This is a genomic window from Saccharothrix deserti (assembly GCF_009769385.1).
GTDB lineage: Bacteria > Actinomycetota > Actinomycetes > Mycobacteriales > Pseudonocardiaceae > Actinosynnema > Actinosynnema deserti.
The window spans coordinates 95,564-116,338 of the sequence record NZ_VKAB01000018.1 but is presented as its reverse complement, the minus strand read 5'-3'; the positions used below and the strand labels follow the sequence as shown (position 1 = coordinate 116,338).

Below are 20,775 nucleotides of genomic sequence, written 5' to 3'. Positions count from 1 at the left end.
TCCTCCCGGTTCGTCGCCCATCAAGAACCGGCGAGACCTCCGGAATGTGACAGCTGCCCGCTGAGGAAGCGCAGTTTGCCGGGGTTGGCGATGATCCGAACGGCCCGGATGCGACCGTCCGCGATCTCCGGGGCCAGCACGCCGAGCACGGACCCGCCGGCCGACGCGAGCACCGCCGGTTCGCCGTTGACCTCGACCACCGCGGTGTCCAGGCCGGCGGAGAACCGCTCCACAGCTCCGACGAGGTACCGGACGACGCGGTCACGGCCGACCACCGGGCGCCGCGCCGTGCCGACCCGGCCGCCGCCGTCGGCCCAGGAGGTGACGTCGGCGACCAGCGTCTCCTCCAACGCGGCCAGGTCACCGTCCCGTGCCGCCGCCAGGAACCGCTCGACGTACCCGGACTCGACGCACCTGGACTCAACGCACCGTCCACGGTCGACACCGGCTCCGGCAACCAGTGCCCGACGTACCGCTCCCGCTGCACACGCGCCGACGTGAGCCGGTTGAGGCACAGGTTCGTCACCACCTTGGCCAACCAAGCCGCCGGCGACGCGACCGCACCCCGCTCCACCCCGTTCCACCGCAGGAACGCGTCCTGCACCACGTCCTCCGCGTCCTCCGCGGACCCGAGCAGCCGGTAGGCCAGCCCCCACAACCGGCCGCGCTGCCCCTCGAACTCCACCAGCGCATCGGCAGCCACCACCCCCGAATTGTGCAGCAGCCGCACCTCCGCGTTCAGGTCGCGTTACCGGGCGAGGAGGTCGCGGAGGGCTTTGATGACCTCGGCGGGTGCTTCTTCGGCCATGAAGTGGCCGCACGAGACGGTGTGGTGCTCCAGGTCGGGCGCCCATTCCCGCCACCGGGCGGCGGCGTCGAAGCCGAGCGCGGCGCCCCAGTCCTGCTGGAGCACGGTCACCGGCATCCGCAGCCGGTTACCCGCGTCCTTGTCGGCCTGGTCGTGCCGGACGTCGACGGTGGCGGAGGCGCGGTAGTCGGCGACGATCGAGGGGACCGCCTCGCGGGACGCCTTCAGGTAGGCGGCGCGGACGTCGGGCGGGATCGTGGTCGGGTCGCCGGCCCAGAGGTCGAGGAAGTGGCCGAAGAACGCGTCCGCCGAGGCGCTGATCATGGTTTCGGGCAGGCCGGGCGGCTGGGCCATCAGGTAGAGGTGGAAGCCGACGGCGGCGGTGGTGCCGCGCAGGACGTCCCACATGTCGAGGGTCGGCAGGACGTCCAGCGAGGCCAGGTGGGTGACCGCGTCGGGGTGGTCGAGCCCGGCGCGGATGGCGACCAGGGCGCCCCGGTCGTGGCCGGCCAGCGCGAAGCGGTCGTGGCCGAGGGCGCGGGCGAGGGCGACGACGTCGGCGGCCATGGTGCGCTTCGAGTAGGTCTGCCCGTCGGTGTCGGCCGGTTTGTCGCTGTCGCCGTATCCGCGCAGGTCGGGGCAGATGACGGTGTGGTCGGCGGCCAGGTCGGCGGCGACGTGCCGCCACATCAGGTGGGTCTGGGGGAAGCCGTGGAGCAGCACGACGGGGCTGCCCGAGCCGCCCACGGCGACGTTGAGCGCCACGTTGTCGGCGACGGTGACGCGCCGTTGGGTGAACGAGGTGATCTTCGGTGTCATTTCTTGTGCTCCCTGTGTGTCCGGGTCGTACGTGACGAATCTGCCGGGCGCCGATCAGTGCTCGATCAGCGCTCGATCAGCGGTGGATCAGCGCCGGCTCGGGCGGCCGGCGTCCGGTGGGTCGGCGTCCGGTGGGTCGGATACGTTGTCCGCGATGGTGCGTTTCAGGGTGTTGGGGCCGCTGGAGGCCGAGGACGAGCGCGGGCCGGTCGACCTCAAAGGGCTGCGGCACCGGGCCGTGCTGGCGCGGCTGCTGGTCGCCAGGGGGCGGGTCGTGCCGGTCACGCGGCTGATCGACGACCTCTGGGACGACGGCGCGCCGGAGGGTGCCCTCGGTGCGGTGCAGACGTTCGTCGGCGCTTTGCGGAAGGCCCTGGAACCGGACCGCCCGCCACGTGCGCCGGCGCGCCTGCTGGTCACCGTGCCTCCTGGTTATGCGTTGCGTGCCGAGCCTGGGGCGGTGGACGCGTGGCGGTTCGAGGTCGCGGTTCCGGAGTCGGCCCGGTTGTTGGCCGACGGTCGGGCCGAGGACGCCCACGGGCTGTTGGACGAGGTGCTGGGGCTGTGGCGGGGACCGGCTTACGCGGAGTTCGCCGAGCACGGCTGGGCACGTGGTGAGGCCGCTCGGTTGGACGAGGTGCGACTGCTGGCCGTGGAGCGGCGGGCCGAGGCGGCGATGGCGCTCGGGAAGGCCGCCGAGTCGGTGCCGGATCTGCGGGCCCACGTCGAGGGGCATCCGCTGCGCGAGGACGGCCGACGGCTGCTCGCCCTCGCACTGTATCGGACGGGACGGCAGGGCGAGGCGTTGGCCACGCTCCGGCAAGCGCGCGAAGTGCTGCGCCGCGAACTAGGCGTCGACCCCGGCCCAAGCCTGCGCCGGCTGGAGGCGGACCTCCTGGCCCAAGCCCCACACCTCACCGCTCAGCCCACTCCACCACCGCACCCCGCTCGGCCTCCGCAGTCCGCTTCATCCCACCCCGCTTCACCACAACCGCCGAGCCTGCCGCCGCCGAGCCTGCCGTCGTCGAGCCTGCCGTCGTCGAGCCCGCGACCGACCGGCCTGCCCACCCTGGTCGAGCGTCCGTTCGTCGGCCGTGCCGATGAGATCGCGGAACTGGAGCGAGCGGCGGCGGCGGCCGTTGCGGGCGGCCGGCCGCGTCTTGCGCTGATCTCGGGAACCGCCGGAGCGGGCAAGACCGCGTTGGCCCAGACCCTGACCGAACGTCTGACCGCCGCCGGCTGGACCACCGCCTGGGGCGCGTGCCCCGAACTCCAAGGCGCACCCGCCGCCTGGCCGTGGACGCAGATGCGCGAAACCCTTGCCGCAGCAGGAAACGAGCCCACACCCACCGACCCCACCGCCGACGACCCCCTGACGGCACGGTTCCACCGGCACCGCGCGATCGGCTCCTACCTGGCCACGATCACGACGAACAGCCCGGTCCTGCTGGTCTTCGACGACCTGCACTGGGCCGACGAGGAAACCCTCGCCCTGCTGACCGCGTTGGCCGCCGACCCCGACACCGGGCCGCTGCTGATCCTCGGCACGTACCGTTCGACCGAGATCTCCGCCGCCCTGGCCGACGCGCTGGGCCGGGCCGCCCGCACCGAACCGACCCGCGTCTACCTGAGCGGACTGACCGAACCTCAAGTGCGCGAACTGGTCGAAGCCATCACCGACCGCCCGATGACGGCCGCCGACGCACGCACGATCCACGCCCGCAGCGCCGGTAACCCGTTCTTCGTCCGCGAACTCACCCGGCTCTGGGAAACCGAGGGCGACCAGGCCCTGCGCACCGTCCCCGCCGGCGTCCGCGACGTCATCCGCCACCGCCTGACCGGGCTCACCGAGACCGCGCGCACCCACCTGCGCCAGGCATCGGTCCTCGGCCAGGACATCGACCTCGACATCCTGATCCCCCTCGCCGGCGATGAAAACGAGGTCCTGGACTCCGTCGAATCGGCACTACTAGCGGGTTTCCTGGTCGAGCAGAACGCCGACCGCCTGCGGTTCGCCCACGCGCTCGTCCACGAAACGCTGTACGACGACATCACCCGCGCCCGCCGTGCCCGGTGGCACGCCGCAGCCGCCGACGTCATCGAGCAGACCCGACCCGACGACGTCGAGGCCATCGCCCACCACCTCCTGCGCGCGGAAAACCGGGCCACCGCCGCACGCACCGCCCACTACACCCGTGCCGCGGCCGAACGGGCGGAACGCCGATTCGCACCGCACCAAGCCGTATCGCTGTGGCGGGAGACGGTCGCGGCCCTGGACCGGTCCGGCCAGGTCGACACCCGCCTGGAAGCCGTCATGGGCATGGTCCGGGCGCTGGCCGTGACCGGTGATCTGGAGCAGGCACGGCGGTATCGAGCGGAGGCGGTGGCCGAGACCACCGACGATCCCGTGTCGGCCGCCCGCACGATCGGCGCCTTCGACGTGCCCGCGATCTGGACCACCAACGACGACGAGGCCCTGTCCGCCCGACTCGTGACGGCGGCCGAACGCACGCTGGAAGTCCTGCCGCCCGGTCACGAGACCGAGCGCGCCCGTCTCCTGATCACCATCGCGATGGAACGACGTGCCGACACCGAACAGCGCGGGGTGGAGGCCGCACGGGAAGCCGAGGCGATCGCCCGCGAACTGGACGACCCGTCGTTGCTGGCCTTGGCGCTCAACGGCCGTTTCATGCAGACCTTCCACCGCGCGGGCCTGGCACCGGATCGCGCCGCGATCGGCGAAGAACTGCTCGACCTCGCCCGCGGTCACGGCCTGGTGACCTTCGAAGTGCTCGCACACCTGATCCTCGTCCAAGCCCGCACCGCGCTGGCCGACCTGACTTCCGCCGACCACCACGCCGCCGCGGCGGACGCGCTGGCCGAACGCCACGACCTACCGCTCGTCGGCGTCTTCACCGCCTGGTGCTCCGCGCTCCGCCTCGCCGTAACCGGCCGACCGGACGAGGCCAGAACCGCCTACCGCGCCGCCGCGACCCGGCTCACCGGCACCGGCATGTCGGGGTTGGAGCGAGGAATCCTCCCGCTGGCCCTGCTCGGCCTTGGCGACGTGGACGACGCCGACTGGGGCCCGTACGAGCCGTGGGCGCGCCCGATCGTCCTGCTGGCACAAGGCAAGCGCGACGAAGCCGCAACCGCCGCCCGAGCCGTCCCGGATTCCCCGCACGACCTGCTGTTCGAAGCCAGGACCTGCCTGCACGCCATGATCGCGATCGAGCTCGACGACCGCCCGACGATGGAACGCCTCTACACCCGACTGCTCCCGGCGGCCGAAGAACTGGCCGGCGCGGGAAGCGGCCTGCTCACCTTCGGCCCCACCGCCCACCACCTGGCCAACCTCGCCACCGCCCTCGGATGGCACGCCCAAGCCGCGGAGCACTACGCGAAATCGCCGACAGACTCCGGCATGCGACATCCCGTCCTCAGGCGGATCTCACAGGTCGGTCGGTGATCCGCTGGGGCTCACCAGACCGGTCTCGTAGGCGACGACGACGGCCTGGACGCGGTCGCGCAGTTGGAGCTTGGCCAGGATGCGGGCCACGTGGGTCTTGACGGTCGCCTCCGATAGGTGGAGCCGGCCGGCGAGTTCGGCGTTGCTCAACCCCTGTGCCAGCAGGCGCAGGACTTCCAGTTCACGAGGCGTCAACGCGGCCAGGTCGCGGTGGAGCGCGGCGGTGTCCGCGCCGCGGTGGGCGAACCGCTCGACCAGGCGGCGGGTGATGGCCGGCGCGAGCAACGCGTCACCGGAGCGGACCATGCGGACGGAAGCCACCAGGTGTTCCGGCGTCACGTCCTTGAGCAGGAACCCGCTGGCACCGGCGGACAGCGCCGCGTACACGTAGTGGTCGAGGTCGAACGTGGTCAGGATGATCACGCGTGGTTCCCCGTCCGCACCGGTCAGGATGCGCCGGGTGGCTTCCAGGCCGTCCAGCTCCGGCATCCGGATGTCCATCAGCACCACGTCGGGCCGGGTGCGCCGGACCGCGTCGACGGCTTCCGCGCCGTTGGTCGCCTCACCGACCACGTCGATGCCGTCGGCGGTGAGGATCATCCGGAAACCGGTGCGCACCAGCACCTGGTCGTCGGCGACCACCACGCGCAGCGAGCCGGTCACGGTGCCTCCAAAGGGACCTGCAGGGGTATCGACGCGGTGACGCGGTACCCGCCGCTGAGGCGTTTCCGAGCCTCCAACGTGCCGCCGTACACGGCCAGGCGTTCACGCAGGCCGATCAGCCCGTGCCCGTTGCCGGTGGCCGCGCCCGGACCCGGCCTGCCGCCGGTGTCGACCACTTCCACCCGGAGGTGGTCGACACCGTAGTCGACGGTCACCGACGCCGACCCGCCCGCCGCGTGCTTGACGGTGTTCGTCAACGCCTCCTGCACCACCCGGTACGCGGCCAGCTCGACCCCGGACGGCAGCGGGCGCGGCTCGCCGGTCACGGTCGACGAGACCGACACACCGGTGTCCCGCACCCGTGCGACCAGGGCGTCCAGCTGGTCCAGACCCGGCTGCGGCGCGAGATCGGCCGGGTCGGGGCCGCCCATCGTCAGCAGGCCCATGACGTGCCGCAGCTCGGTCATCGCCGCCCGTCCACCCGCCTCGACCGCGAGCAACGCCTCCTGCGCCTGATCGGGCGCCGTCGCCATGACCTTGCGGGCCGCGCCCGCCTGGATCGTCATCACGCTGACGTGGTGCGTCACCACGTCGTGCAGCTCGCGGGCGATCCGGGACCGTTCGTGCTCGACCGCCCGCCGCAGCGCCTCGGCCCGCTCCCGTTCCAGCGCGGACACCTGCGCCCGGCCCTCGTCGGTCCGGATCTTCCACGTGCGCAGACCGTTCGCCGCCACGATGAGCGGGACCAGGACGATGAGCGGGACGTACTGGTGCGGCACGGCCGGCAGCGCCGAATCCCGGAACACGGCGACCGTCAGCACCGTGGCCGCCAGGGTCGCCAACGCCGGGGGCCGGTACGGGCTGTAGGCGGCGGCGGAGTAGGCGGCGATGACGCAGGCGTAGAACGTGAGCCTCGGCGACTCGGTCGGCGCCGGCAGGGTCAGGATCAGCACGGCCCACAGCACGGCCAGCGGATACCTGCGGCGCAGCGCCAGGGACGCCGAGGCGAGGAACGCCACGAGCACCGCGCCGATCACATTGCCCGGTTGGGGCGGGCCCACGGGGTGGACCACGCCGAAAACCACCTTGTACGAGACGTCGTCCCCGTGTTCGATCGCGTAGTCCACCGTGCCGACGGTGACGACCAGCGCGAGCAAGACGTCGAACACGTAGTTGCGCGTCGTGGGCCGGGGCAGCGGACCGGTCGGGACGGCCACCGAGGAGATCCAGGCCCGCAGTCGGTCCACCGCCGGCGCGTTCGTCACCGGCCCATTCTCGCGGACGGTCCCGGCACCGGGCATCCACCCGGCAGACCCCTTCGGTACACCGCTCGCCTACATCTCAGGGATGACCCGGACCGCCCTCATCCCGGTGGGGTACCGGAAATGCCTCGGTCGACCGACGCGCCCTGACCGGCCGCGCTCCTAGCGTCCACCGCGCCAGAGCGAGGCCGACTTCCAGGCGGCCTCGCCGCCGTCTGCGGAGCAGCGGCCATGAAGCACTGACGACACAAGGAGCCGAACATGACCACGCCGGTGATCGAACTGCGCGACGTGAGCCGCAGGTACGACGACGGGCCGCCGGCGTTGAGCGACGTGTCGCTGACCGTGCACGCGGGGGAGGCCGTCGCGATCCTCGGCCCGTCCGGCAGCGGCAAGTCCACGCTGCTCAACCTGATCGCCGCCCTCGACCGACCGGACACGGGCACGGTCACCGTGGACGGCGTGCGCGTGGACGGGATGGGCGAGGCCGCGTCGGCGCGCCACCGGCGGGCCAAGATCGGCATGGTCTTCCAGTTCTTCAACCTGCTGGACGACCTGACCGTGGCCGACAACGTCGTGCTGCCCGCGCAACTGGCCGGCATGGCGCGCGGCGAGGCGGGCAGACGTGCGGCGGAACTGCTCGAAGCGCTCGGCGTCGCCCGGCACGCCCGCGCCTACCCCGGTCGGCTGTCCGGCGGTGAGCGGCAGCGCGTCGCGGTGGCCAGGGCGTTGATGAACCGCCCCGCGCTGCTGCTGGCCGACGAACCGACCGGCGCGCTGGACACCGCGTCCGGTGAGGACGTGAGCGCGCTGCTCACCGAGCTGAACGCCGACGGCCAGACCATCGTCGTGGTCACGCACGACCTCGCGCTGGCCCAGTCGTGCACGAGGCGCACGATCCAGCTGGTCGACGGCCGGATCGCCGGTGACGTCGTGGCGGAGCCCACCCGATGAGCGCGCTGGGACGGGTCGTGCGCTCGGGCGTGGGACGTCGCCGGGTGCAGACGGTGGTGATCGGGCTCGCCACCACGATGGCGGTCACGTCGTCCGTGTTGGGCGGTTCGCTGCTGGTGGCGTCCACCGCGCCGTTCGACGACGCGTTCGCCGAGCAGCGCGGAGCGCACCTGTCCGCTCAATTCGACGCGGGCAAGGCGACGGTCGAACAGGTGTCGGGGACCGCGACCCTCTCCGGTGTCACCGACGCGGCCGGACCGTTCCCGACCGCGTCGGTCACCCCGGACACGAGCGTCGGCCCCGAGAACCCGCCGACCTTGACGGTCGTGGGCCGGACCGATCCCGGTGGCTCGGTGGACGCCGTGACGTTGACCGAGGGCACGTGGGTGGACGGGCCGACCGAGATCGTGCTGTCCGCCGACGGTCCGCTCTCGAAGACCCCGACCGGGTCGGCGGTCGGCACCCGGTTGACGTTCCCCGACCTGCCGGGCGCACCGACGTTGACCGTGGTGGGCCTGGCCCGGTCGGTCAGCCGCACCGCCGACGGCTGGGTGGCGCCGTCCTGGATCACCTCGCCAGAGGGGTACCAGATGCTCTACCGCTTCTCGGCCGCGGACACCGCCGAACAGGTCGACGCGGGCCGTGCGGCGGTGACGGCGGCGGTTCCCGAAGGGGCGTTGAACGGGTCGCAGTCCTGGCTCGTGCTCAAGAAAACCGCCGATCGCAGCATCGCGGTGTTCGTGCCGTTCCTGATCGCGTTCGGCGTGCTCGGCCTGTTCATGTCGCTGCTCGTGGTCGGCAACGTGGTCGCCGGCGCGGTCGGCGCGGGGACGCGGCGGATCGGGATCCTCAAGGCCCTCGGGTTCACGCCCGCGCAGGTCGTGCGGGCGTACATGGGGCAGGCCCTGATCCCGGCGGCGGTCGGCACCGCTCTCGGCGTCGTCGCGGGCAACCTCCTGGCCATCCCGATGCTCGCGGAGACCGAGGAGGTCTACGGCGCCGTGACGTTGACCGTGGCGCCGTGGGTCGACGTCGTGGTGATCCTCGGTGCGCTGGCGATGGTGTCGGTGACGGCGTGGGTGAGCGCGTTGCGGGCCGGGCGGTTGCGCACGGTGGACGCGATCGCCGTCGGACGCACGCCGCGTCCCGGCCGGGGCCAGTGGGCGGCCCGCCTGACCGCACGGCTCCCGTTGCCGCGACCGATCAGCCTCGGGTTGGCCAGGCCCTTCGCCCGTCCCGCCCGTGCGGTGGCGATGACGGCGGCGGTCCTGTTCGGCGCCACCGCGGTCACGTTCGCCGTGGGGCTGGCGGCGTCGCTCAACCAGGTGCAGATCGCCAGGAACCACGACTCGGCCGACGTGACGGTCGGCTCCATGGGGCCGGGCATGATGGGGCCCGGTGGGCCGAGTCGCCGACCCGCGGCCGATCCCGCTGCCATCTCCGCCGTGATCGACGCCCAACCCGGGACACGCGCGCACTACAGCACCGCCACCACGCGGATGACCGTCCCGGGAGTGGCCGATTTCACCAAGGTGGTGGCGTTCGACGGTGACGCCACCTGGGACGGCTACCAGATGACCTCGGGGAGGTGGTTCGACAAGCCGGGCGAAGCCGTCGCGCCGACCACGTTCCTGACCGCCACCGGCACGAAGATCGGGGACACCGTCACCCTGAAAGACGCCGACCGGACGTACACCGTCAAGATCGTCGGCGACGTCTTCGAGATGAGCAACGACGGCATGGTGCTCTTCACCGACGCCCGGACGGTGACCATCACCGACTCGGAGCCTCAGCGCGCCGGCCATTTCATCGCGCTGCAGCCGGGCACCGACGTCACCGCGTACACGAACACTTTGGACACCGCGCTGAAGCCGCTCGGGGTCAACGCCGAACCGGGCGGCAAGAACCAGGCCAGCGAAACGCTCATCCTGATCAACAGCCTGACCGCGACGCTCACCCTGATGCTCGTCGCGGTCGCCGCCATGGGCGTGCTCAACGCCGTCGTGCTCGACACCCGCGAACGCGTCCGCGACCTGGGTGTCCACAAAGCACTCGGCATGACCCCGAGGCAGACCATCGCGATGGTCATCGCGTCGGTCGTCGTGATCGGTGCGGTCGGGGGTGCGGTCGGCGTGCCGGTCGGGGTCGCGCTGCACGACGTGGTCCTGCCCGCCATGGGCGACAGCGCCGGCATCGGCCTGCCCGCCTCGGTCTTCACCGTCCACAACCCGACCGGACTGGTCCTGCTCGGCATCGGCGGCCTCCTGATCGCCGTCCTGGGCGCCCTGCTGCCGGCGACCTGGGCGGCCAGGACCCGCACCGCCACCGCCCTGCGCACCGAGTAGCGCGTCGGCCTACCGGGAAGCGGTGCTTCCCGGTAGGCGCGTCGGCGGGTGTGTCGGTGAGCGTGTCGGCGGGCGCATCACAGGGACGAGGGCGAGGGCGGGCAGCAACAGCAGCGGCACGACCAGCAGTGCGCGCAGGATGCCCACCTGGTCACCCAGCAGCCCGACCACCGGTGGACCGGCGAGGAATGCCGTGTACCCGATGACCGCCACCACGCTCACCCGTGCCGCCGCACGGCTCTTCTCGTCGGCCGCCGCGCTCATCCCCACCGGGAACCCGAGCGACGTGCCCAAGCCCCACAGCGCCACCCCGGCCACCGCCACCGCGGGCGATCCACCCAGGACCGCCACCGCCACCCCGGCGATGGCCAGCACCATCGTGACGACCAGCACCGGCACCCGTCCCCAGCGGTCGAGCGCGAGGGTGCCGACCACCCGCCCGAACGTCATCGTGGCCACGAACACGCCGAACACCACCGCGCCCGCCGCCGGCCCGAACGAGTACCCGTCCACGAACGCCACCGCCACCCAGTCGTTCGCGGTGCCCTCGGTGAACGCCAACACCAGCACCAGCAACCCGATCAGCAACGTGCGCGGCTCACGCCAAGCCGCCAGCACACCGCTCCCGCCCTTCGCGCCGACCGGGTCACCGCCGTACCGGAACGAACGCGCCGCGACCACCGTGCCGACCAACACCACCACCGCGACGCCCGCCAGGTGCGCGGTCACCGGCACACCCGCCCACGCCGCCGACGCGGCCAACCCGGCGGCGGCCACCGTGCCCAGGCTCCAGACCGCGTGGAACCGGGGCATCACCGTCCGCCCGACGACCCGCTCGACCGCCGCCGCCTCGACGTTCATCGCCACGTTGCAGACGCCCGTCCCGTAGCCGAGCACGAACAGCCCGACCGCCGTCGCCGGCACCGAAGGCCAGGCGCCGATGGCGACACCGGTGACCACCAGCCCGGCCGAAACCCCCGCCGTCGACACCCACACCGCCCGCCGCGGCCCGAGCCGGTGCGTCACCTCGCCCGCCGTCAGCATCGCCAGCGTCGCGCCGGCCGACATGGCGAGCAGCAACAACCCGAGCGCGCCCGCGCCGAGCCCCAACGCGTCCCGGGCGGCGGGGACGCGGGCGAACCACGACGCCACGGCCACACCGTTGAGCCCGAACGTCACCGCCACACCGATCGCGGTAACCCGGACGGCGGCCGGATCAGGCTTCGTCTCAGCCAACGGTGTCGACATGCGGACTCCTCTCCCAGATGTCCCGACCCCACACGTGGAAGCGCTTCCACCACAAGAGCCGGCACACTGGCGCGGTGGTCGGGAAGCGGCGTGATGCGACTCTGGACGACGTGGCACACCTCGCCGGCGTGTCGGTGGCGACGGCGTCCCGGGTGCTGAGCGGCCGGGGACCGGCGTCGAAGGCGGCGCGCCAACGGGTCGCCTCGGCCGCCACCGAACTCGACTACGTCCCGCACGCCGCCGCACGTGCCCTGGCCACCCGCAGCGGCACGCGCCTCGCGGTGGTGGTCGGCGGCCCGACCGCGCACGTGCTGAACGACCCGTACGTCGGCCGGGTCCTCGCCGCAACCGCCGAAGCCGCCGCCGCCCGCGAAGTCGGCGTGTCCCTGCACTGGCAACCGCTGCACGACCCGGCCGAACTCGGGCGGTTGGCGGAGAACCGGGGCATCGGCGGCGTCATCCTGGTCAACCCCACCGAACCGGCGCTGGCCGTGGTGCCGAAATCCGCGCGGGTCGCGGCCATCGGCATCGGCACGCGCGACATCCCGTCCTTCGAAGTCGACAACCGCACCGGCACCGCCCGCGTGGTGGAACACCTCCTGGCCGGCGGCCGGCGCAGGGTCGCCATGGTCACCGGCCCGTCCTGGCTGCCGTGCACCGGACGTGCCGTCACCGCCTACCTCCGGGCGGTGGACGAGGCAGGCGCCCCACCCCGGCTCGTGCCGGGCGACTTCACCGCCGCACGGGGCGAGGCAGCGGCGGCGGAGATCATGGCCCGCTGGCCGGACACCGACGCCGTCTTCGCGCTGGGCGACCTGTCCGCGCTCGGCGCACTGGACGCGCTCCGCCGCGCGGGCGTGGACGTGCCGGGCGACGTCGCGGTCGCGGGCTTCGACGACATCGCGTTCGCCGCCCTGAGCCGCCCCGGGCTGACCACGACTACGAACCCGGTCGAGGACATCGCCGCCGGCGCCGCGACAGCGGTGCTGGACCGCCGCCGGTCGAGCCCGTTGACGTTCTACCCGTCCACGTTGGTTCTGCGCGAGAGCGCCTGACGCCGACCGGATGTCCACCCACGCCGACTTCGGGCGCCGAACAACCCCTTCTGCGTAATGCCCCTGGCCGAAGGGGACCAGGCGGCGCGCGTCGATGAGCAGCGTCGGAAGCATGTGCATGAGGGTCGTATGCCGGCCGTTCACACAGGCTCGCCAGGCTATGTTCCGGACACTCTCGCCGCTCTGGGTCTGATGGGGCGTTACAGTTTGATGCCCGCCCAGCGGGCGAAGCCCGAGAGTGAATCGGATCGGCGCCGGTCGTGCGCGGCCAAGGTCAGCAGGGTTTCCCGGACCTGGGGGTTGTACCGCGCCTGCTGCGGAGTGGTTTTGCGTGCCTTGTGCAGAACGGACAGTGCACGCTCACGGTCGCCGTGAAGCTGGTATGCCCGTGCGAGGTCGATCCAGTGGTGTCCGATGCGCTCGCGGGGCGTGCTGGCGCTGAAACGCAGGCCCTGTGCCCGCTTCACCGCTTCGGTTCCATCGAGGCGCTCGACGGCCAGGCCGACAGCCCAGATGTTTACGTTGTCCTCGTCGAACGCCAACCGGTAGTGATCACTCCCCAGGCGCACCCGCTTCGCGGCACTACGAGCCTCTGTGAGATGAGCGTCGGACGTGGTTGTATCGCCGGCTCGGGCTGCAGCGAGGCCGGATTTGAGGTGCAACATGCCGTACATCGCCAGAGCCGCCTCATCTCCGGTCCGGACGAAATCCTCAATCCGGCCTCGGGCGCGTTCGCAGAAGATAAGTGCGGTGGACCACTGCGCAGTAATGATCAGTTCGCCGGCGACGCAGAAGTCGGCTGCGGCCGCGGCGAGCGGATCTTGCGACTGATGAGCGGCCCATTCGAGGCGATCGGTTATCAGCGAAGAGAGGTCGGCGTAGCCCAGCTTCCAGGCGACCTGACCGGCTGCGGCATACGCCTCGGCCAACAATCCGAACAACCGCTCGCGCTCGTTCCCCGTCGCCTCGGCGATGGCCACTCTGATTTCTGAGAGTAGGCCTGGTATTTCGACGCCGAGGGAATCCAGGGCCACCGAGTGGCGGAGCTTGGATGCTTTCGCCACTGATTCCGATATCTCAGAAAACGACCGTGGGTGAACTCCGTCGTCCGATGGCATGCGGTACGCGGCAATTTCACGCCGGAGGTCGGGAATCACGGCGTGGACACGGTGGCCTTCGCTGTCATCGGCTCTTTGTGGCAAGTCCAACAGGTAGGCGCTGTCGGTCTTCAGTGCGCGTGCCACAGCGGCCACGAACGCAGGAGAGGCCGGGACCCTGCCCTGCTCGACTGCCTTCACGAGGCTCAGGCTCACGAGAGCGTCTGTCGCCAATCGCTGTTGGGTCATTCCGGCGAGGAATCGGGCCCGTTTTACGCGAGCGCCGATACTGTCGACCTGCTCATTAGCTGACATGGGAGACCTGCTTCCCACTCGGGATCAACCAAGACCGATGGTACAGCGAACCGGGCGCGCGACTTCTTGTCCCTTCTTTGTCCCTTCGGGACATAGCGATGACCTACCGTCACACTTCGCTACAGACCGTAGCTATCTAAGGGGAGTTGATGGAGACCGACGAGAAGAGCACCACCGCCCCGTCGCGGTTGAGCACTGCCCACAGCCGTGAACTCGGTGAGGAGCTGCGTCGGATCCGGCACCGGGCGAGGTTGTCGTCCGGGTTCGTCGCCGAGGCTCTGGGTTGGTCGCTGGGCAAGCTGTCCAAGCTGGAGACCGGCAGCAGGGGCACCAGTCCGTGGGAGATCGGCAGCCTGATCGGGCGGTTGGGTGCCGACAAGCCCACCCGTGACCGGATCCTGGCCATCGCCACCGAGCCCGACACCGGCAGCTTCCTGCGACCCCACGGCGACGCCCCGGACACGCTGGTCGCCCTGTCGCTGCACGAGCGTGCGGCGCGGAGCATCACCGCCTACGAGCCCCTCACCATCCCGAGTCTGGCCCAGACCGAGGACTACGCCCGTGCCCTGACCGGTGACGGGGAGCTTGTCCGGGCCCGGATCGCCAGGCAGGACGGGCTGCGGGGCTTCGGGCACCCGGACACGGTGCTGTACCTGTACGTGCACGAGGCGGCGCTGCGTTCGCTGGTGGGAGGCCCTGCGGTGATGCGGGACCAGATGTTGCGGTTGACGCTGATGTGCGGGTGGACGCGGTTCACCCCGCGTCTGGTCCCGGCGTCCGCGCGGTTCGCCCCGGCTCTCGCGCGGCCCGTGGCGGTGCTGACGTTCGCCGCTCCGGCCAGGCCGTTGGCGTATGTGGAGACCGACACGGTGACCGTGTTCCAGGACGATCCGGACGCGGTGGCCCGCTACGAGGCGAAGATGCGGCACCTCGACTCGCTGGCCCTGTCCCCGACCCGGTCCCGCGAGGTCTTCGCCCGCTGGGCCGACGTCTACGACCGGGAGGCGGGCTGATGCGACCCCCGCGCCCGTTCCGCCGGCTGCCCCACGACTCGCGGTGCCGGGACGGGCACCCGGGTGAGTGACGCCAGGCGCGCGGCCTCGCGGCTGCGTCGGGACCTGCGAGGCACCCACGACCACGAGGGCCGCGCCCGGCTCGCCCCGGACCGTGTCCTGACGACCCTGCACGCGGTGACGGGCGAGCCGGAGACAGCGGTGGCCCTGCTGGCCGAGGTATGGTCGGCGGTCCCCGCCGACACGGACCAGGCCTGGCTGCACCGGTTGTGTGACGTCGGGACCGAACTGGCACTTGTGCTGCCCACCTCGCTGCTGCTGGCGGCGGCGTTCCGCCGCGCCGCGCAATCCCTGCGCGCCCACGGGCTTCTCCGGCTCGCCGCCGTCCAGGGCATGCGGGAACTGGCGATCCACCGATTGCGGGACGACGACCCGGACGCCACCGCCGCCGCGCTGCACGACCTGGCCGACACCTACCGCGCCCAAGGCCGCCCGCACAAGGTCATCGACTGCGCCGACGAAACCCTGGAGACCTACCACCTGCACCACCACCCGATCGGCATCGCACACACGCTGGCCCGCCTCGGCACCCTGATGATCGAAGTCGGCCGGCACGACTCGGCAGTCGGCTACCTCACCCGCGCGGACAAGGCGTTCGAGCACATGCCCGACACCACCGGACGGGCCGAGTGCCTGGTCCTGCTCGGCCGCGCACTATGGCTGTCCGGCAACCAGACCACCGCCCACCGTGCGTTCAACCGTGCCCTCGCCCTGGCCATCCGCCTCGACACCACCACCGCACAGCGCGTGCGCCACCTCGTGGAGGAAGCTCGGCAGCCGGACTTCGATGATCCCGCTGGACACGGCGAAGCGAATACGGATTTCCCATTCTCTCCAGACGATCGTTGAATCACACGAGGGGATGGCTGACGGCGGCACCAGGACTCCACCGGACGAAGGTGACAACTGCTCGACAGCCTCCAACTGGCAGTCGACGTCTCGATCCACCCGTCCACGTTGGTTCTGCGCGAGAGCGCCTGACGCAAGTGGAGCGACTGACGCCGGGTGGTTGGTCGCGCGGTCCTCGTTGTTTCAACCGACGTTTCAGTTGAAATATTACGCTGTTTTCGTAGGGTCACGGGTCATGATCACTCGATCGTGTACCCCGCAACCAGGTAAAAGCCCTGGTCAGCGGCGCGTATGCGGTCCTCGCTCGAACGGTCGACAGCGTACCGATGCGCGTGCCTCGCGTGCCTATGGCGAGTGGTGCGATCTGATCAGGCGGATGCCTCCGGGTGGGTTCTCGGTCGGGTCGGTGAACTCCTCGGTGACCGGTTCGGAGCACCGGTCGCGGTTCGATCCGCCGTTGCGGTGACCGAGGGGTGGTCGGCCAGGCACGGCAGCTGTCCGTGGGTGCTGCGGTGCCCGGTCGACGGCGCGGGGCCGGCATCGGTCATCGTGAAGACCAGGCGACCGGACGGCCACTTCCGTGCGGGTGACACGACGAGCCGCGAGTCGGCGGCGTTGGCGTTCCTGGAGGAGATCGGGTCCGACGCGGGGGCCGCGCTTGTTGGCCCACGTCGACGCCGCGCAGTTGCGTCTGCCGTTCCACGGTGGCCCGTGCTGGTCGCGGATCCCCGCCGAGGTCGGTCACCAGGTCGAGCCCGCGTATCGCGACGAGTTCGGCCGGAGCCGGCCGGACGTGCTCGATGACGTGACCTACGCGGCGGGCATGGCGGCGGCGACCGCCGCGTGGACGGTGACGAGGCTGGTGCGACTGCCCGAACTCCTCGCCCGCGACGACCCGCACCCGATGGGCATCTCCCGGCGAGGACAACTGCTCGACACCCTCCAGACGGCCGTCGACGCCTCGACCACCTCGGGAACCCTGCCCGACCTGCGCGCCTGGTTCGAGCAGATCACCGCCGCCCTGCGAACCCGATGGCCACACCTACCGCCGACCCAGGACGTCCACCCGGCCTACCGGTGAGTGCCGGCGGTCGACCGCCACTGCCGCCATCAACACGCAACCGAGCATCGGCAGCAGCAGCGGAGGCAGCTGCCACGTCACGACCAGCAGCACCCCGAGCGCCATGACGAGCAGCAACGACCCACCAAGATCCGCAACGGCACGACGTGGCGCCTCCCGCACCAGAACCGCCCACCGCACGCCCGGCGACCAAGCCGCCGCCGCACGGAGGACGACCACCGCGAGCCCGACCGCCGCAACACCGCACACCACAGCCACGAACCCGCCGCCGACAACGCGGTACCGCAAGAACACCACGTCAACGGCCAACACCGCGAACCCGACGATCACCCCGATCGACACGGGCCAACTCCCCGGAAGCGCCGCCCGGAAGCGCAAGAAGAACGCCCGGACAGCCGTCGTCTCCCCGTCGACGTGAGCCTTGATGTGCGCGCACCCGGCGGCCAGCGCCGGCAGCAGGGTCACCACCGGCAGCGCGACGAGCAGGACCAGCAGTCCGGCCGTCAGGCACTCCCCGAACAACGCGAACCGCCTCATCCCGTCACCCCTTCAGCCCCGACGTCGACACGCCCTCCACCAGGAAGCGTTGGAAGAACAGGAAGAACAGGATCACCGGCACCAACGCCAGCATGGACATCGCCATCAGCGCGCCGAAGTCCGATCCCGTCGACTCGTCGATGAACAGCTGCAACGCCAACGGCAACGGGTACTTGTCCGGTGTGCTCAGGTAGATCAGCGGCCCGAAGAAGTCGTTCCAGCTCCAGATGAACGTGAAGATGGCGGTCGTGATGAGCGCCGGCCGGCACAGCGGCAGGATGATGTGCCAGAACACGCTCCAGTGGTTCGCCCCGTCGATCTTGGCCGACTCGTCCAGCTCGCGCGGCAGGTTCCGGATGAACTGCACGATCAGGAAGACGAAGAACGCCTCCGACGCCAGGAACTTGCCCGCCAGCAACGGCACGTAGGTGTCGATCAGGTCGAGCTTCTGGAACACGATGTACTGCGGGATGATCAACACGTGGAACGGCAGCAGCAGCGTGCTGATCATGATCACGAACATCGTGGTCCGCCCGCGGAACCGCAGCCGCGCGAACGCGTACGCCGCCAGCGCCGACGACGCGACCGTGCCCACGACCGACAGCACGGCCAACACGGCGGAGTTCAGGAAGAACCGGCCCACGCCGATCCCGACGACACCCTCGAACACGCGGTCGTAGTTCGCCGTGGTCGCCTCGCTCGGCAGCAGTTGGAGGCTGCCGATGATCTCGGACGACGGCTTGAACGTCGCCGCCGCGACCCACACGATCGGGTACAGCACGATCGCGAGCAGCGCCAGGACACCGACGTGCCAGGCAACCCTGCTCAGATTGCCGCCTCCGCCGGCGGTGATCACTCGCTGCCTCATCGTTTGTCCCCCGAGTCCCCGGAGTAGTAGACCCACCCGCGCGCGGTGCGGAACAGGAACACGGTCACCAGGCCGACGCCGAGGAGCAGCATCCACGCCATCGCCGACGCGTAACCCATGCGGTAGTCGCCGAAGCCCCGGTCGAACAGGTAGATGGTGTAGAACAACGTGGTCCCGGCCGGCTGGCCGTTCGGCCCGCCCACCACGTACGCCGACGTGAACACCTGGAAGGCGTTGATCGTCTCCAGCAGCAGGTTGAAGAACACCACCGACGAGATCATCGGCAACGTGATCGACCGGAACCGCCGCCACCGGCCCGCGCCGTCGACCTCGGCCGCCTCGTAGAGCTCCCGGGGCACCTGCTTGAGCCCGGCCAGGAAGATCACCATCGGCGCGCCGAGCTGCCACGCGGCCAGCAGCACCAGCATCATCAGCGAGAAGTCCGGGTTGCCCGCCCAGCCGCCGGTGTCGATGCCGACCGTCAGCAGCAGCTGGTCGACCACCGAATCGTCGCTGAACATCATCTTCCACACGATCGCCACGCCGACGCTGCCGCCGATGAGCGACGGACCGTAGAACGCGGCCCGGTAGAAGCCCTGGCCCCGCCGCTTGCCGTTGAGCAGCAGGGCGACGGCGAGCGCGGCGGCCAGCTTGATCGGCACGGCCAGCGCCACGTACAGCGCGGTGACCTCCACCGACCTCAGCCACCGCGCGTCGGAGAACATCCGCTCGTAGTTCTCCAGCCCGACCCACTCCGGGCTGTTGAACAGGTCGTAGTCGGTGAACGAGAGGTACAGCGAGGTCAGCATGGGGCCGAGGGTCAGCAGGACGATCCCGATGATCCACGGAGACAGGAACAGGTAGCCCGCCAGACCGTCGCCGGGCAGACGGGCCCGCTTGCGCGGACCCGTCCGTTCCGTCGTGTAGACCTCGGCGCTCCGGTCCGGCGTGATCGTCGCCCGGCTCACGACCCGAGGGTTTCTTCGGCCTCGGTGAAGAACTGGTCGACCGCCTCGTCCACCCCGATGCGGCCGTACTGCAGTTCCTCGGCGATCCGGATGAACGCCTGTTCCAACGTGCCCGCGCCCTTCGGCGGTGCGGGCGGCGTCTTGCCGAACTTGTCCTTCAGGGCGTCCTCGTACGCCGCCACGGCCGCGAGCGGTCCTTCGAGCTGGGCGGCAGCGCGCTGTGCGTTCGTCGGCGGCAGGCCCCGGTTCGCGCCGAAGATCTTGCCGACCTCCGGGTCGTTGACCATGAACGAGACCAGCTTGGCCGCCGCCGCCGGGTGCTCGCTCTTCTGCGACACGCTCAGCAGCATCGACGGCTTCAGGTACTGGCCGAGCGTCCCCGGGTGGTCGGTCGGCACGGGCCCCAGCTTCAGCTCCGCCTTGGCGCCCTTGTCGTAGCGGGCCATGAAGTTGTCCCAGCCGAGGTCACCGGCCACCAGGTCCAGTTCGAGCGAGTGCGAGGGCTTGATCTGCACGCCCTTCTCGATCGGCAGCACGACCTTGGCGTCGGTCAACAGCTTGCCCTCCTTGAAGAACTCGGCCAGCCGCGCCTTGTCGAAGCCGAGCTTGCCGTCCTCCGTGTAGAGCAGGGAGCCCTCCTGGCGCAGCTGGAGCTCCAGGTTGTAGTAGCTGCCGATGTAGTTGCCGCCGCCGGGCACGCCCGTCTTCTCCGCGATCCGCGTCATGGCGTCGCGGTAATCGTCCCAGGTCCAGCCCTCTTTCGGCTCCTCGATACCGGCCTGGGCGAACAACGCCGGGTTGTAGATGTACCCCCAGGTGTTGCCGCCGGTCGGCACCCCGTACAACGCGCCGTCGATCTCGCCCGCGCCCTTGAGCCCTTCCAGCAGGTCCCCGAGTTCGAGGTTCTTGCCTTCCTGCTTCTTCAGGTCGTACAGGGCATTGCGGTCCGAGTACTCGCGGAGGTAGGAGAAATCCATCTGCATCACGTCGGGCGCGTTGCCGCCGGCGGTCTCGGTGGCCATCTTCTGCCAGTAGGCCTCGAACTCCTGGAAGCTCGGCGTGACCTTGATATCGGGGTTCTTGCTCTGGAACAGGTCGATCGCCTTCTGCATCAGCTCGGCGCGCTCGGCGTTCCCCCACCACGAGAAACGCAACGTGGCGGGGCCGGCCTCCGTCTCGTCACCGCTGCCACCGCCACCGCAGGCAGCGGCCGAGGCGACGGCCAACAGCGCGACCACCGAGGTCGCCGCGCTTCTGAAACGTTTCAGTGCACCCATTCGGATTCCTCCGGTCTCGACCGCGTCGTGACGTGATGCGCGGTGCAGAGGGGAAAGCGCTTTCCGGGAGGCTACGAGCACATTACG

Annotated in this window: 17 protein-coding genes and 1 pseudogene; 7 read left to right on the top strand and 11 right to left on the bottom strand. The window is 70.7% G+C overall.

The annotated features are described in order from the left end of the window. Positions 1-20: 20 nt before the first annotated feature. The 3 genes and pseudogenes from FM051_RS28740 to FM051_RS28735 all read right to left on the bottom strand — a co-directional run bounded on the left by FM051_RS28740 (position 21) and on the right by FM051_RS28735 (position 1,627). Complete coding sequence (locus FM051_RS28740) at positions 21-515, bottom strand: sigma-70 family RNA polymerase sigma factor family protein (RefSeq protein ID WP_338019504.1); 495 nt, start codon at positions 513-515, stop codon at positions 21-23. 32 nt (positions 516-547) lie between these two features. Further along, a pseudogene (locus FM051_RS53755) lies at positions 548-607 on the bottom strand (hypothetical protein); the annotation flags it as partial. Positions 608-748: 141 nt separating this feature from the next. Then, a complete protein-coding gene (locus FM051_RS28735; RefSeq protein WP_158848759.1) occupies positions 749-1,627 on the bottom strand; it encodes an alpha/beta fold hydrolase in 879 nt (292 codons plus the stop codon). Between the two features lie 154 nt (positions 1,628-1,781). Between FM051_RS28735 and FM051_RS28730 the strand changes: the two genes are divergently transcribed. Continuing rightward, positions 1,782-5,096 carry an ATP-binding protein gene (locus FM051_RS28730; protein ID WP_158848757.1) on the top strand — a complete coding sequence of 1,105 codons (3,315 nt, stop codon included), beginning with the start codon at positions 1,782-1,784 and terminating at the stop codon, positions 5,094-5,096. Here FM051_RS28730 and FM051_RS28725 read toward each other — a convergent pair. Then, positions 5,079-5,759 (bottom strand): response regulator, encoded by a 681-nt coding sequence (locus FM051_RS28725; RefSeq protein WP_158848755.1) that lies wholly within the window; start codon positions 5,757-5,759, stop codon positions 5,079-5,081. The two genes, FM051_RS28730 and FM051_RS28725, sit on opposite strands and share 18 nt — an antisense overlap. Further along, complete coding sequence (locus FM051_RS28720; RefSeq protein WP_238412716.1) at positions 5,756-7,024, bottom strand: sensor histidine kinase; 1,269 nt, start codon at positions 7,022-7,024, stop codon at positions 5,756-5,758. The genes FM051_RS28725 and FM051_RS28720 overlap by 4 nt, the downstream gene beginning before the upstream one ends. A 258-nt stretch (positions 7,025-7,282) precedes the next feature. Here FM051_RS28720 and FM051_RS28715 point away from each other — a divergent pair, with 258 nt between their 5' ends. Next, the gene (locus tag FM051_RS28715) at positions 7,283-7,975 is read left to right on the top strand and encodes an ABC transporter ATP-binding protein (RefSeq protein ID WP_158848751.1); all 693 of its coding nucleotides are present in this window, start codon (positions 7,283-7,285) and stop codon (positions 7,973-7,975) included. Beyond that, on the top strand, positions 7,972-10,320 hold the full coding sequence (locus FM051_RS28710) for an ABC transporter permease (RefSeq protein WP_158848749.1): 2,349 nt from the start codon (positions 7,972-7,974) through the stop codon (positions 10,318-10,320). The genes FM051_RS28715 and FM051_RS28710 overlap by 4 nt, the downstream gene beginning before the upstream one ends. Before the next feature lie 9 nt (positions 10,321-10,329). On the opposite strand, the gene FM051_RS28705 is transcribed toward FM051_RS28710, so the two are convergent. Then, positions 10,330-11,568: an MFS transporter gene (locus FM051_RS28705; protein WP_158848747.1), complete on the bottom strand. Its 1,239-nt coding sequence runs from the start codon at positions 11,566-11,568 to the stop codon at positions 10,330-10,332. 74 nt (positions 11,569-11,642) lie between these two features. On the opposite strand from FM051_RS28705, the gene FM051_RS28700 reads away from it, so the two are divergent. Further along, positions 11,643-12,623 (top strand): LacI family DNA-binding transcriptional regulator, encoded by a 981-nt coding sequence (locus FM051_RS28700; protein WP_202919062.1) that lies wholly within the window; start codon positions 11,643-11,645, stop codon positions 12,621-12,623. A 200-nt stretch (positions 12,624-12,823) separates the two neighbouring features. On the opposite strand, the gene FM051_RS28695 is transcribed toward FM051_RS28700, so the two are convergent. Then, positions 12,824-14,035, bottom strand: coding sequence for a helix-turn-helix domain-containing protein (locus FM051_RS28695; protein ID WP_158848742.1), 1,212 nt, complete (start codon positions 14,033-14,035; stop codon positions 12,824-12,826). Positions 14,036-14,184: 149 nt separating this feature from the next. Here FM051_RS28695 and FM051_RS28690 point away from each other — a divergent pair, with 149 nt between their 5' ends. From FM051_RS28690 to FM051_RS28680, 3 genes are all read left to right on the top strand, one after another. Next, positions 14,185-15,048, top strand: coding sequence for a helix-turn-helix domain-containing protein (locus FM051_RS28690; RefSeq protein ID WP_158848740.1), 864 nt, complete (start codon positions 14,185-14,187; stop codon positions 15,046-15,048). Positions 15,049-15,111: 63 nt separating this feature from the next. Next, a complete protein-coding gene (locus tag FM051_RS28685) occupies positions 15,112-15,957 on the top strand; it encodes a tetratricopeptide repeat protein (protein WP_158848738.1) in 846 nt (281 codons plus the stop codon). Positions 15,958-16,615: 658 nt separating this feature from the next. Then, positions 16,616-17,038, top strand: a complete 423-nt coding sequence (locus tag FM051_RS28680) for a hypothetical protein (RefSeq protein ID WP_158848737.1) — start codon at positions 16,616-16,618, stop codon at positions 17,036-17,038. Here FM051_RS28680 and FM051_RS28675 read toward each other — a convergent pair. The 4 genes from FM051_RS28675 to FM051_RS28660 are packed head-to-tail and all read right to left on the bottom strand — an operon-like array spanning position 17,000 to position 20,688. Then, entirely contained in the window at positions 17,000-17,575 is a 576-nt protein-coding gene (locus FM051_RS28675; protein WP_158848735.1) for a hypothetical protein, read from the bottom strand. The genes FM051_RS28680 and FM051_RS28675 overlap by 39 nt on opposite strands. A gap of 4 nt (positions 17,576-17,579) precedes the next feature. Further along, complete coding sequence (locus FM051_RS28670; RefSeq protein WP_158848733.1) at positions 17,580-18,443, bottom strand: carbohydrate ABC transporter permease; 864 nt, start codon at positions 18,441-18,443, stop codon at positions 17,580-17,582. After that, positions 18,440-19,411 carry a carbohydrate ABC transporter permease gene (locus tag FM051_RS28665; RefSeq protein WP_238412715.1) on the bottom strand — a complete coding sequence of 324 codons (972 nt, stop codon included), beginning with the start codon at positions 19,409-19,411 and terminating at the stop codon, positions 18,440-18,442. The genes FM051_RS28670 and FM051_RS28665 overlap by 4 nt, the downstream gene beginning before the upstream one ends. Further along, positions 19,408-20,688 (bottom strand): ABC transporter substrate-binding protein, encoded by a 1,281-nt coding sequence (locus tag FM051_RS28660; protein WP_158848731.1) that lies wholly within the window; start codon positions 20,686-20,688, stop codon positions 19,408-19,410. Before FM051_RS28660 ends, FM051_RS28665 begins: the two co-directional genes overlap by 4 nt. Positions 20,689-20,775 lie beyond the last annotated feature (87 nt).